Below are 12,775 nucleotides of genomic sequence, written 5' to 3'. Positions count from 1 at the left end.
CCAATCCCACGGTCACACTCCAATCCTGCTTGTTCAACAGGGAAGTGTGACACTTCTACTTTGCAGATGTGGGACATTCTAACTTTGCGGCGACATCGACTTCACCGATAATATGAATTATGTAATAAATCTCAAATAGTAACCTCTAATACACTGCGTCCCCACCAGCCCCATAACCCGACCTACTTCCTTGCCTCAGGAGACATCAACTCACAAGGGAACACGATTTTCGTTGGTCCTGTTCGCGCGTCTCCGAGTGTATCGATCAGGTGCGATGTTGCTGTGCGGACCATTTCTTCCATGGGAAGCGCTACAGAAGCCAAGTCATAGGCTTTTAGCCGCGACAGCATTGTCCGCCCGAAGCCAACAACCAGTGGTCGTTCGCCTGTTTTAACTGAATCAGCTTCGCTGATTGCATCCGTCACGCCAATCGCCAAAAGGTCGCTCGAACAGAAATAGGCGTCTGGCGGTTTGGGAAGATCGAGCAGCGCTTTTGCTGTCGCGAACCCTTTGGCGTAATCATTAGAGCCCGCTTCGCGCACGATTGGCTGGAAACCGTACAACTCTTCGATCCGTTTGACGAAGCCGTCGCGCCGTTCCAGTGACACCGATGCTGTTGGGCTACCGCCGACGAATGCGGGCCTTTGAACCCCTTTGGCAAAGAAGTCGTCCGCGACTTGGGCTGCCCCGTCTTCGTTATCGCAGTAGACGGAACTGAATTCCGGACGCCGCGATTTACGACCAACAATAACGATGCGTTTATCTTGGCTGGCACAGCGCGCGATGATTGCAGGCTCTAGGCGTGTGGCCGAGACCAACAACCCGTCTACTTGATGCAGCATCGCGGATTCCATGGAATCAAGGCCCGCTTCTTGTCGATCAGGCGAGGTGTTGAATAAAATCGCGTGGAAATTGCGTTTTTGCGCCTCAGCCGAGACATAACGAAAGAGGTTCAGATTTTCGGGATCGTCAAAGTTGTTCACCATCAAGCCGATCAAACGTGACCGGCGACTGGCCAAAACCCGTGCTGCAATATTCGGGCTATAGCCAAGCTGGTTCGCAACGGACAACACCCGATCACGGGTTTGCTTGGACACCAGTCCGGCCTCGCTAAAGCTGCGCGATACCGTGGTCAGAGAAACGCCAGCCTCTTTCGCGACATCTTGCGCCGTGACCATGCCGTGCGATTTTCGCGTATTGCGCGTTTGCGACATGATCATCCTACTCGTCAACCTTGTGAATCCGCTTAAGTTTAACTGTTCTGCGCAATTCGACCCTTTATTGCAAATCGTTTATGAGCACGCTGTGGCCCTCGGAAACCTCTTGATAAACAAGTTTTGGCGGCGCGTAGCCCGCAAGATGGATCGGCGACGGTATCTTGGTGGCAAGCGTGGTGCGGTCACGGATGTCGATGTCTGGGTTTAACGTTGGCACCGCCGCCAGCAGCGTTTTGGTATAATTGTGCTGCGGGTTCTCGAAAATCTGTTGGCGGGTTCCAATCTCGACAATCCGCCCCATGAACATCACAGCCACCCGATGCGACACCCGTTCGACCACAGCCATGTCGTGGCTGATGAACAGGTAGGAAATCCCCAGATCGGCCTGAAGTTCCATCATCAGGTTCAGCACCTGCGCCTGTACAGAGACATCCAGAGCGGACACCGCTTCGTCTGCGACAATGAACTTTGGGTTAACCGCTAAGGCGCGCGCAATCGCCACCCGTTGGCGTTGCCCACCAGATAGCTCTGATGGGTAGCGGCGCATAAAATCTCGCGGCAGCCGGACGCGGTCGAATAGGCCCGCGACACGGTCTTCAATGGCGCTTCCCTTTTCCAACTTAAAGTTATGAATAGGCTCTGCCACCTGATCCAGTAGTCGTTTTTGCGGGTTCAATGACCCGTAGGGGTCTTGAAAGATCATCTGCATATGCCGTCTGAGGTCGCGCATGTCTTTCGGCGATTGCGCCAGAACGTCGGTCCCGTCAAAAATAACTTTGCCAGAGGTGGGTTGTTCCAGCCGCAAGATATTGCGGCCCGTCACCGATTTGCCTGATCCGCTTTCCCCCACCAACGACAGCGTTTCTTTTTCGTGGATGGTAAAGGAAATGTCTTCGATGGCGTGGACATTGGCCACAACCTTTCGTGCGAACCCGCCAAAGATCGGAAAGCGTTTCACGAGGTTTTCAACGGTCAGGATAGGTTTTGTACTGGGGTGGATTGATTCAGCTTTTGCGTCAGTATCGTCGCCCATAACCCGCATCGCTTCTGGGGCTGCCTTGCCGCGCATTTCGCCTAGACGCGGCACAGCGTCCAACAGTACCTTGGTGTAGGCATGTTGCGGTGCTTCTAATATCTGGCGCACAGGGCCTTCTTCGACCTTTTCACCTTGGTACATCACCACAACCCGATCAGCCATTTGCGCCACAACGGCCATGTCATGTGTGATGAACAAAACCGCGGCCCCCGTTTCACGTCGCAGCGTGTCGATCAGACCTAAAATCTCGGCCTGTACGGTGACATCAAGGGCCGTTGTCGGCTCGTCCGCGATGAGCAGATCAGGCTCGCAGGCCAAGGCCATCGCAATCACGACGCGCTGTAGCATCCCACCCGACAACTCGAAGGGATATTGCGTCAGGCGTTTTTCCGGTTCCGTGATCCGCACCAGCTTCAAAAGCTCAAGAGACCGCGCATCTGCCTGCGCGCGCGTCTGGCCGCGATGTATCTGTAGCGTTTCGGCCATTTGCCAGCCGATAGTAAAGTTCGGGTTCAGTGCGGACATCGGTTCTTGAAAGATCATCCCGATCTCGTTGCCACGAATGCTGCGCATCGTCTTTTCATCGGCGTTTTTTAGGTCGATGACGCCGTCATTCCGACTGCGAAACCGGATCGTGCCGCTGGCCACGCGGCCGCCGCTAAACTTTGTCAACTGCATGATCGCCGACGAAGACACCGACTTTCCTGATCCGCTCTCACCAACGATACACAGGATTTCGCCCGGCGCGATGTCGAAGGATACATTCTTGACGGCGGCAACCGGACCCAGCTTTGACGGGAATTCAACGTTCAAACGGTCGATCTGGATGAGTGGCTCAGATGACATGATATTATCCTTTCGCAAACCAGCGCCAGCGCTGGACGGGGTCAGTCACGGCACGCAACCAATTCGCAACCAGATTAAGGCTCAGCGCTGTCAGAAAAATCGCGATGCCAGGGAAGGCCACCAGCCACCACGCCGACCGAATATGTTCGCGGCCGTCAGCAATCATCAGACCCCACGACGGGTCGGGCGGTTGCACCCCAAAGCCAAGGAACGACAGCGATGCTTCGGACAAGATCAATGTCGCGATCTCAAGCGTCAGCAAGACCAAGATCGGCGGGATCACATTGGGCAGAATATGGTAGAAAATAATCCGCATATCCGTCGCACCCAGCGCTTTTGCGGCCTTCACGTAGGTGCTTGAACGCGCCTCTAGCGCCAAACCACGCGACAAGCGGGCGAAAACCATCCAATGCAAGATCGAGAAGACCAAGATCAGGTTCACGAACCCGCCGCCCAAGACGAACAGTACAAATAGCGCAACCAGTAGCGACGGCAGCGACAACATCCCGTCGACCAGCCGCATCACGATGTCTTCATACAGACCGCCTTTGTATCCAGCGGTCAGACCTGTGAAAACACCAACGATCCCAGACACCAATGCGCCAATCACGCCGACCGATACAGATACCCGCGCGCCGTAGATCAGACGGCTGAACATATCCCTGCCCAACTCGTCAGTACCCAACAGATAGAATTCGCCGTTCGCACCGCGACTAAGCGGCGGCAGCAGGCTATCGAGAAAATTCAAACCTGTGGGTGGATGTGGCGCCAGAAAATTCGCCCCAGCGGTAAAGATAACCAAAGCCGCCAGAAACAAGACGGCAACCAACGTCACCTTGTCTTTCAATATGGCCCGCGCGTAGTCCAGTTTTGTGATGTTCACATCACGCGCGTCTTTGATGTCATCTAATTCGGGTGTGGTAGCATCGGACATGGGATCAAGCTCCAGTATGACCAAGGCGGATGCTTGGGTTGAGCAACCGGTATGAGAAATCGACCAACAGATTCACGGTCACAACAAGAGCTGCGACAACTGCGATGGACGCTTGAATAAGGGGCAAATCACTGCGCGACAGACTGTCGATGATCAGCAGACCAACACCGGGCCAAGCAAAGACTTTTTCTACGAGGATCGCTCCTGTCAAAAGTGCGGACAACTCGTCACCAATCATTGTCACAATCGGGATCGACGCATTCTTGAGCGCATGGACATAGACGACTTTGAATTCCGGCACGCCTTTGGCGCGGGCTGTGACGATATAGGGCTTTGAGAGCTCTTGGATCACAGCGCTACGGGTGACTTGTGCGATCCGTCCAATTGGACGCGCGGCCAGTGTGAGCGCGGGCAAAATCACGTAAGAAAATCCACCATAACCACCAGTTGGCAGCCAGCCCAGTTGAACAGCGAACAGAACGATCAACATCAGGCCGAGCCAGAACTGCACCACTGACACGCCAGCCAGCGATAACACCGTGACAATCCGGTCAGCCGCAGAGCGCGGGTTCGCGGCGGCTGTGACACCCATGAAAATACCCAACGGCACCGCTACCGACAATGCAGCGCCCGCCAGCGCAAACGTCGCAGGAATCCGTTCAAGCACGATATCAAGGACGGGTTGTGCAATCTCTGACAGGTTCTCAGAGGGCAGTACCGAATATCCGTAGCGGTAGCTGACTCCGAAATCTCCGGTCAAAATGCCACCGATATACCGGACATACTGCACAAAGAGCGGGTCGTTTAGCCCTGCCGCTTCGCGCAAATTATTGATCGCCAGATCACTGGCACCCGATCCCAGCATGTTCAGCGCTGGATCACCGATCAGGCGACCTGCAATAAAAACAAAGCTGATTGTGATAAACAGGATGAGCAGCGAATTGCATATCCGCTTGATGACATAGGCCATTTATATCTCCGGTCAGGTACAAGGAGCAGGCCATTTCCAAGTGTGAAACAGCCTGCCCCAGGGGGAGTAACTTTTAGTCTACTTTGTTGATGTAGACAGCCTGAATGCGATGATCGGTCCCAAAGGTGAATTCAATCCCGGATTCAACTAGGTAGCCACGATCAAGCAACGCGAGCGGCACGGTCAGGTGCCGGTCATGGATGGCTTTCACCAAAGCCTGCATTGCCGCATCCCGTTCGTCGCCATAGAGACCCATTGCCGCTTCAAGCGCCGCATCAAAGTCCGCGTCGCAATAAACCGATGACCGCGCCGGACCGGTCGGATCATCAATTTCAGGGCAGGCAAAGTTTGACAAAAGCAGCAGCCCATAATCACCCGACGGGTTCTGTTTGACGTGAATCTGCATCATCTGGCGATTAGGCTCGTTAGCGTAGCCACCAATGCGGACCCGTGGATTGAATTCCTGCGGGGTCTGCACGCGCACTTCGTTGCCGATGCCAACACCTTGCAGCATCGCACCCATGGCCTGCACGATTGTACTGATCCGCGGAGTGGAATCGCGGCCAACGATCTCAATGTTCAGCGATGAAATATCCACGCCATCCGCCTTAGCCTCGGCAAGCAGCGCCATCGCGCGTTCGGGATCATATGGATAAGGGCTCAGGTCTTCGTTGAAGCCAATAGCTTCTTTGGTGCCAAGCTGTCCTTGCGGGACCGATGCAAGGCCGATCAGCCCAACAAGTCCTTTGATATCAAGCCCAAGGAACACCGCCTCGCGGATGCGTGGATCTTGAAGGATCGGATCAGCATGAAGCGAATGATCCAACCGCCCATAAAGGTATGTCGTCGAAGGTCCTGTGACACAATCATATGCATTCTCGTCTGCGGCTCTGTCACATTCGGACGATGACGGGAACATCGCCATCTGCGCTTCGCCACTTTGCACCATGGCGACGCGAGCTGCATTTTCAGTGCGAAACACCAACTGCAATTCAGCGAAATCTGGCGTCGTGGTGCCATAAGCGTCATCAGCCGTCAGGCCCCACCAATCAGGGTTCACATCCGCGCTCCAATATTGGCCGCGCTGCCATTCATCAAAGACATAAGGTCCGGTGCCGATTGGCGTATCAAAATGACGCTCGGGTGCTTCGGCCAATTGTACGGCGGACGACACACCGCCCAACGTCATGCGGAATTCTAAAAGGGGGTCAGGTTCGCTTGATGTGACCTCGATGGTCATCGCATCGATAGCTTCAGCCGTAATCACGCCCGGACCAGCATATTCCTGGATCGTAAAGGCGTTTTCCGGGCTCCAGACCCAATTGATTGAGGTCGCAACTGCCGCTGCATCCAGCGGTGATCCATCATGAAACGTGACACCTTCGCGGATTGTCATGCGCAGGGTGCTGCCATCAACGCGTTCCCACGCGGTGGCGAGAACCGGAATCATTTCGCCCGTTGCGGGATCAATTGCGATCAGACCTTCCAGAACATTGCGCAGCCCTGTTGCATTCACTTCTTTATAAATGCCCTGCGCACCGAGGTCTTGCGGCTCTTGGTTGATCGCGATGACCAACTTTCCTTCAGGCGTTTGTGCGACGGCGGTCGACGCCATACCAACTGTGGCAAACATCACGGCGCCAGACAGCAGCCGCCCCTTCAATCCATGGATCATTGTTCGTCCTCCCTATTTCACTCACTCTGATGCAAGCGCTTCCATCTTGTCAATTGTTTTCCAAAAATCTTGCGTTCATATACAGATTTCAAGCACTACAACCTTATTATAACAGTAGAATTTTTTAAGGTATTGCGTCATTTAACCGAATCTGCTTTTTATGAAAGCGCTCACATAATGGAGTTTGCAAATGCCCAATAAACAAACACCCCAGAAAATCATGATCGCGCTGGTTGGCGAATCCGGTGCCGGAAAATCGACGTCTTCCGCCCACCTTGCGTCGCAGGATTTTCAACTCATTACGATTGCCGCAAACCTACGCAAAGAAGCACAAGACCGCTTTGGCGTCCCCAGTCGCGAACAGGTTCAAATACACGCTCGCGAAGTTCAGGCAGAGCATGGAAACAGCATCTACGCGGTCAAAGCCTTGTCTGAGATTGAAGCCGGCGACGACGGTGACGTTGTTATTGACGGACTGCGCAACTCTGAAGAATTGGCCTACACAAAAGACTTCGCCGCAAAGGCTGGATATAGCTTTGGCTTAATCGCGCTGCGCGTGCCCTCTGTGACCCGCTTTGACCGTGTGGTCGGGCGCAAACGTGATGGCGATCCAATCAGCCGCGATGTGTTTGATGACGCGGACGAAAAAGCGATGGGCAAAGGCACCGAAGGGTTCCAGCAAAACGGCTACCTAATGGATGTCGCCGACTATGAAATTGAAAACACCGGCGAACTGGCTGACCTGAAAGCCAAGATCGACGCCTTTGTTGCAGAAACGAGAGCCAAACAACCATGAGCGCACGCAATTTCACAAACGAGTCTCAAACGGCACTTGTCATCGCCAGAAAAGCAGCCGCATTGGCGCTGGATTACTTTAACAACCGCGATGAACTGCTGATTGAATCAAAGAAATCCCCGCTTGATTTGGTCTCAGAGGCAGATCGTAACGTCGAGGACTACATCCGCAGCGCATTGGCCGAAAGCTTTCCTGAGGACGGTTTCTTAGGCGAGGAAAGCGGCGGTGATATTAGCAAATCGCTTTGGATTGTTGATCCGATCGACGGCACCACCAACTTTCTCAAGGGCCTGCCAATGTGGGGCGTGTCCATCGGATTGGTGATTAATGGTGCGCCCAAAATCGGGATCATCATTCTGCCCGCCTTGGGCAAAGAATACATCGCGATCGAAGGCCAAGGATCAACCTGCAACGGCAAAGCGATCCACGTTTCAAAGAACCGCGACATCAAACGGGCTTTGGTCATCTTTGGACGCTCGACCGACCTGCCGCCTGACGGTCCGCTCGCATTTGCAACCAAAACCATGCAGCAAGATGCATTGCTCTATGCCTTCGGGTGCTGCGTGTTCAATATGATGTGCGTCGCTAACGGGTCCTGCGATAGCTATGTGGAACAGCGCGTACACCCATGGGACGGTGCCGCGGCTGCATTGCTCGTCCGAGAAGCAGGCGGATGTGCAACCTTTGTCCTCACCGAGGAAAGCATCAAAACAGGCTACCCCATTGCTGCGGCAAGCCACGCAGAATGGATGCCCGGTTAAATTTTTGTTTGCTCACGAAATGCAATTAACAAAATCGACCCAGAAAAAGGCGGGGGCTGATTGAGTGGCCCGTCACCGGCGATTGCCAGAACCTGGTCTATTTTCCGACTGCGACAGCAGTCGGTCCCCTGCCCTCACCATCCGCATAACTAAAACAAGACTCCGATCCGCACGCCCCAGTCTGGATTTATCCAGATTTTGTTGTCGTCTGACGACCAATCTGTTCGCGCATGCGCAGCCAATCTGTTGTCGCGACATCACCGTCTGCCACTGCTTTGTAATCTTTAGCGCTTTCTCCTGACCGGTGGCCAAGGTGGGCGGTGATCGCCTGCGCGGCGGTGTAAGGATCGTGCCGACGTAGATAATCTGCAGACAAAGTGCGCAGATCGTGAAGGGGTACACCGATCATTTTTAAGATCTGCTCGCTCGGCCATTTTGACGATCGAGATGTTGCGTCCAACGTCAGCCAGTTTGCGCCACACAGCTGATTGTAGCGCATGTGAACAAAACGATCTGGTCGTCCGCCGAGAATATGGCGGTCGAGAATGTCCGCAACCTCTTCCCAAAGCTGACCAGCCTCGGTGACATGATGTGTCTTGCCCTGGCGCCACGCAAGTTGCCAATACCCTTCCGGGTCCCGGATCAGATCTTTGCCGATCTCCCACCTCGACACATCGCCGGTACGACCGGGCTTATTCATAGACACCGCCGCAAGCACGGCTGATTGTAACGCACTCACTTTCTCAAAACTGTGATCCGGCAACGCGTCCGCGCGTTCCAGTGCCTCACTGACCTTCTTTGCGAGATACGCAAATCCACCGCGCTCCATCAGCTGACTGATGCGTGCGATTTTCAGCTTCTCGCCGCGCGATGCCTGTCCTCTGAGGTCGTCGCACATCAAACGCATACCAGCCAATCCGTCTGCGTCCGCACCGCCGCGTGTTCCCAATACGATTAACGCTTCCAGATAGTTGGCGATCGTGATCGGTCGAATTTCTCCGCCACCGTGTTTGCGGTCGTTTTTTAGATGGTCTGCGAGATTGCAAGCAGTCAGGAAACCAAGACGCTCTTCAGCGACACCAGCCTGCACAAGCTTTGCGCACCGATCAATCGACGCGCGGTACCGCGTCAGGCTCGACGGTGCGATCTTCGCGGCGGCCAGCCTACGGTAGTAGACTTGCCAAGAGACGGGCCAGCCTGACACCACGTCTTCTGCTATTGGCGTGACACGTGCTGCGGATCGTTGCGCGGCTTTTGGTCGCCGCGCGACCCACTCACGCTTGACCGGAAGCGCCGCAGCCGTAGACACCATCGGCGCAAATTCGGCGAGTGTGCGCAAAAGCAACCGAAACGTGGGCTCAGAATGCGCCGCCAGCTGAAAGCTCTTTGCGGACGGCGCGCTGGCCGGCTCGCGCGCAGCTGCTACGACCTGGAAGAACCTGCCGGTCACAGCAGCGGCCCCGGGCGCCAACGTCACCCCTTCCGCGGTCATCCCCAGACGCACGGCCGCAGGCGCAGATTGCAGATATCCGGCAACAGACTTGCGCCGCGTCATGGTCGTTTTCCTTTCATAATGTTGAAGACTTCAGGATGATGCGCAAGAAGAGCTGCACGCACATTCATGGCAGCCGCTTCACCGCTGTCTTTTCCGTAGTGCCGTCGCACCGTGCTTTCCTTGTCACCAAGCACAGCCGCTGCTTTCGCAAAGTTGCCAGGCTCAACCGCGAGAATAAGCGTCGCAACTGCGTGCCGGCAGCTATGCGGCTGAATGCCAAGGTTCACGGCTGCGTGCCCCAGAGCCCAAAGTTCGGCAAAGCTTGATGCCGCCATCGCCCCTACAGGAAGCGTCACACCGCGTTTAGGCAACCTTGGCTGTGCAAGGCCTGGAAAGACATAAGCGCTGTCTGGAAGATCTCGGAGTGCGAGGAACCGGGGGCGATAAATCTCTATCCAATCCCACAGAAGAGCCGCGTCGTGCCCCATGACATGCACCGTGATGACCTGGTCGTTCTTGATCTCGCCTTTCTCAAAACGAAGCTCGGCATGAGTTCTTTTTTTTATCCACGTTATATTGCCGCCACGTTCGCGGGTGCCCTTGTGTCGCAACGCGATAAGATTTGAAGTCCGCAACGGCCGCGATAGCTGAAGGCCGTGCGCGACCGCTGATGCAAACATCCGAAGTGCCCGATCCTCAGCGGCGTTGTCGTGACGCCCTACCGCACGCTCCAACGTCTGCAAGGCTTTGACAGATATCGTTGTCGGTGCATGAACAAAGGCTGCTGCGAGGTGCGGACGATCCCGCAACATCCGGCAGGTATGGTCAGCATCATCCGTCATTTCTTTTTGCGTCACGACAAATTCGTGATGCGCAAACCTCAGGATGTTAATGTGAGAGACAACCTCAGGGTCACGCAATCCGTGTTTTGCAAGCGTCGTCAGGTTTGTCAGACGTGATCCCAGTGTCGTCGATTTTGCTGGATCTTTAAGCAGTAATGACCGCTGCGCGCGATCAATTTGATCCATGATCGCCTGTTCGATCGCGTCGCGCGTTATCAGGCCTTTGAGCGTGGTCAGATGTGCAAATGTCCCGCAGGCATTCCTTTGCGGGCGCGCTAACCAAGTGATCGCCTGCTGATACCCCGCTTTCGCACTCTCGGGGTTTTTGGGCGCAGAGCCACGCTGCGCTGTTTTTGCGCATATCTCTTGATCAATCTCTTGCGAAGATCGGCCAGCCTCCATCTCGCGTTTTGCCCACGCGGCCAAATCAGCTGGCGTGGCCAAGGTTTCCGCAATGATAGATGCGACATTTTTCCGAAACCCTTCCGGAAATGCGTCCCACCTAATACGTTCGGCACGGTCTGACGTTTTGGGCACTGTCAAATTTGTACGCGGCAGCATTGTGCACAGCTCTGGCCGTTGATTTTCCAACCCTCTCAGCTGAGTCAGCAAACGAATGGCCTTGGCCATCGACCTGCGTTTCTCAACAGTTGCAACGGCAAAGATCCGGTCGATATGCGACTGCTCAAGCTGCTCCAAAGAGATGTCGGCACGTGCTCTGAGGGCGAACAGGCTTTTATGTGTCGACGTCGTAAACAGGTCGCCCTTCGCGATAAAGCCTTCACGATCTTTCACCCAGTTGATCAGAGCTGTGTAGCTTGCGCGATGAGATGAGCCAGCGTCGACCGCCGCCGCACCATGCGCCTGCTCATATGCGCGCAACAGACTACGAATGCGGGAGTTGCTCGTCCGACGTGTACGATCCAGGTCCTTGGACTTGGAGACTGAGGCGATGGGCAGATCCGCTATTTTCTTCTCAAAATATTCGAGATCGCCAGCGATCAGTCCGATGTCTTCGTCGATCATTCCCATGCGAGCCGGAATCTTGAGTGCTTCGTAGATCGGGGCTTTTGCCCTTCCTTCTGCCTCGGCCCAGTTGATTACGTCTGCTAAAGAATGTGAGAACGTCGTTGTCTTGGTGTTCTGGTAAGTCATTTTATCTTCCTCTCTGGCGATCCGGATGTCGCGTCTTCACAAGCAAAGACGCGATATCCGGATGGCATTCAGCCACCATCTGTGACCGTTCAGAAGATCGTGCCCGGGGGATAAATTCGCACCCCTTTGCGCTATTTTTCTTAGATCTTCACAAGGGGTGCCGAACATAACGCCGATAAATGTTTGCGCCCGCTTTTGTAAAAAAACACGATATCCAGCTGGCTGCGCGCTTATCCCGGTCAAAACAGTGTAAAACTGGTGGGTCATTCAACCCACCACATGTCGGGCAACTCGGCGCTTATCTTTTGACGCAGCCAATCCGTGACATCATGCGGATTATATCGGACAGCGCCAAACACGTTGCGCGTTGGCATGCCAAGCGACACCCAGCCCGCTACCGTCTTTTTGCTCACCTTGAGCTTGGCGGTAATCATTTTCGTGGTCAGCAAAGCAGTGCGATAACGTTCTCGCTGTGCAGGTTTTGGCGCTCTCCCCTGCTCGCAAGCCCACACCTGATGCCATTCACACCGATAGTGCCGATTTATCCGAAATGCTTCTAAATCACCGCCCCTAACCTTGCGCGCGACCGTGTCCGGCTTGAGCGCAAAATGGGTCGCGACTTCTTTAAGTGTAAGCATCTGTCCCTCCGTGATTGCTCTACGGAAGACATAATTCCCAGACGGTGCGCACAAAAACGGCCCCTGCGTAGCAGTCGTACACGCAGCTTCCGCAGCGCGTAGGCACGACCCTACGCGGGATCTTCTCACTCAAAATATGGGCTTATGAACATGACTAACATTTATCGCACGTCTTTAATGCATAACAGACGACGCTTGCCCTAGCTCCAACCTGTGCCATAGAAGTTGATACTTTTAAGCTGCTTTCGACTGTGGGTAGAACCAAAGCAGATCGATGGACAGGTGAGGAAAAGTGACAAAAAGCCCCAAAGGTGAGACAAACTGACGAAATGTGAGGATTTTTGAAGCAAGTTTGCTTGCCAAGCGGGTGAGGAAAATCTACACAAACCATCAAATGGTGATGATTTTCG

General features: G+C 54.5%; 10 protein-coding genes. 2 read left to right on the top strand and 8 right to left on the bottom strand.

The features are described 5' to 3' along the window. Positions 1–182: 182 nt before the first annotated feature. The 5 genes from FHS72_RS16305 to FHS72_RS16285 all read right to left on the bottom strand — a co-directional run bounded on the left by FHS72_RS16305 (position 183) and on the right by FHS72_RS16285 (position 6,678). Complete coding sequence (locus tag FHS72_RS16305; RefSeq protein WP_183530779.1) at positions 183–1,214, bottom strand: LacI family DNA-binding transcriptional regulator; 1,032 nt, start codon at positions 1,212–1,214, stop codon at positions 183–185. A gap of 64 nt (positions 1,215–1,278) precedes the next feature. Continuing rightward, on the bottom strand, positions 1,279–3,099 hold the full coding sequence (locus FHS72_RS16300; protein WP_183530777.1) for an ABC transporter ATP-binding protein: 1,821 nt from the start codon (positions 3,097–3,099) through the stop codon (positions 1,279–1,281). 4 nt (positions 3,100–3,103) lie between these two features. After that, positions 3,104–4,033, bottom strand: a complete 930-nt coding sequence (locus tag FHS72_RS16295; RefSeq protein WP_183530776.1) for an ABC transporter permease — start codon at positions 4,031–4,033, stop codon at positions 3,104–3,106. A gap of 4 nt (positions 4,034–4,037) precedes the next feature. Further along, a complete protein-coding gene (locus FHS72_RS16290; RefSeq protein ID WP_183530775.1) occupies positions 4,038–5,003 on the bottom strand; it encodes an ABC transporter permease in 966 nt (321 codons plus the stop codon). A gap of 73 nt (positions 5,004–5,076) precedes the next feature. Further along, positions 5,077–6,678, bottom strand: a complete 1,602-nt coding sequence (locus tag FHS72_RS16285; protein ID WP_183530773.1) for an ABC transporter substrate-binding protein — start codon at positions 6,676–6,678, stop codon at positions 5,077–5,079. A 190-nt stretch (positions 6,679–6,868) separates the two neighbouring features. Here FHS72_RS16285 and FHS72_RS16280 point away from each other — a divergent pair, with 190 nt between their 5' ends. Together FHS72_RS16280 and FHS72_RS16275 are read left to right on the top strand one after the other, a co-directional pair. Further along, the gene (locus FHS72_RS16280) at positions 6,869–7,474 is read left to right on the top strand and encodes an AAA family ATPase (protein ID WP_183530771.1); all 606 of its coding nucleotides are present in this window, start codon (positions 6,869–6,871) and stop codon (positions 7,472–7,474) included. After that, the gene (locus FHS72_RS16275; RefSeq protein WP_183530770.1) at positions 7,471–8,235 is read left to right on the top strand and encodes an inositol monophosphatase family protein; all 765 of its coding nucleotides are present in this window, start codon (positions 7,471–7,473) and stop codon (positions 8,233–8,235) included. The genes FHS72_RS16280 and FHS72_RS16275 overlap by 4 nt, the downstream gene beginning before the upstream one ends. Positions 8,236–8,422: 187 nt before the next feature. Here the strand turns inward: FHS72_RS16275 and FHS72_RS16270 are convergent, their stop codons facing one another. The 3 genes from FHS72_RS16270 to FHS72_RS16260 form a co-directional block, all read right to left on the bottom strand. Next, positions 8,423–9,790, bottom strand: a complete 1,368-nt coding sequence (locus FHS72_RS16270; RefSeq protein WP_183530768.1) for a hypothetical protein — start codon at positions 9,788–9,790, stop codon at positions 8,423–8,425. Further along, positions 9,787–11,727 carry a site-specific integrase gene (locus FHS72_RS16265; RefSeq protein WP_183530766.1) on the bottom strand — a complete coding sequence of 647 codons (1,941 nt, stop codon included), beginning with the start codon at positions 11,725–11,727 and terminating at the stop codon, positions 9,787–9,789. Before FHS72_RS16265 ends, FHS72_RS16270 begins: the two co-directional genes overlap by 4 nt. 263 nt (positions 11,728–11,990) lie before the next feature. Further along, on the bottom strand, positions 11,991–12,365 hold the full coding sequence (locus FHS72_RS16260) for a helix-turn-helix domain-containing protein (protein WP_183530764.1): 375 nt from the start codon (positions 12,363–12,365) through the stop codon (positions 11,991–11,993). Positions 12,366–12,775 lie beyond the last annotated feature (410 nt).

It is taken from the genome of Yoonia ponticola, assembly GCF_014199395.1.
Classification (GTDB): domain Bacteria; phylum Pseudomonadota; class Alphaproteobacteria; order Rhodobacterales; family Rhodobacteraceae; genus Yoonia; species Yoonia ponticola.
Note: the sequence above shows the minus strand (reverse complement) of the source record. Positions and strands in the feature narration are given on the sequence as shown.

Excerpts from the sequence above, each read along its gene's own strand:
- FHS72_RS16305 (WP_183530779.1), bottom strand. The coding sequence starts at position 1,214 with ATGTCGCAAACGCGCAATACGCGAAAATCGCACGGCATGGTCACGGCG.
- FHS72_RS16300 (WP_183530777.1), bottom strand. The coding sequence starts at position 3,099 with ATGTCATCTGAGCCACTCATCCAGATCGACCGTTTGAACGTTGAATTC.
- FHS72_RS16295 (WP_183530776.1), bottom strand. The coding sequence starts at position 4,033 with ATGTCCGATGCTACCACACCCGAATTAGATGACATCAAAGACGCGCGT.
- FHS72_RS16290 (WP_183530775.1), bottom strand. The coding sequence starts at position 5,003 with ATGGCCTATGTCATCAAGCGGATATGCAATTCGCTGCTCATCCTGTTT.
- FHS72_RS16285 (WP_183530773.1), bottom strand. The coding sequence starts at position 6,678 with ATGATCCATGGATTGAAGGGGCGGCTGCTGTCTGGCGCCGTGATGTTT.
- FHS72_RS16280 (WP_183530771.1), top strand. The coding sequence starts at position 6,869 with ATGCCCAATAAACAAACACCCCAGAAAATCATGATCGCGCTGGTTGGC.
- FHS72_RS16275 (WP_183530770.1), top strand. The coding sequence starts at position 7,471 with ATGAGCGCACGCAATTTCACAAACGAGTCTCAAACGGCACTTGTCATC.
- FHS72_RS16270 (WP_183530768.1), bottom strand. The coding sequence starts at position 9,790 with ATGACGCGGCGCAAGTCTGTTGCCGGATATCTGCAATCTGCGCCTGCG.
- FHS72_RS16265 (WP_183530766.1), bottom strand. The coding sequence starts at position 11,727 with ATGACTTACCAGAACACCAAGACAACGACGTTCTCACATTCTTTAGCA.
- FHS72_RS16260 (WP_183530764.1), bottom strand. The coding sequence starts at position 12,365 with ATGCTTACACTTAAAGAAGTCGCGACCCATTTTGCGCTCAAGCCGGAC.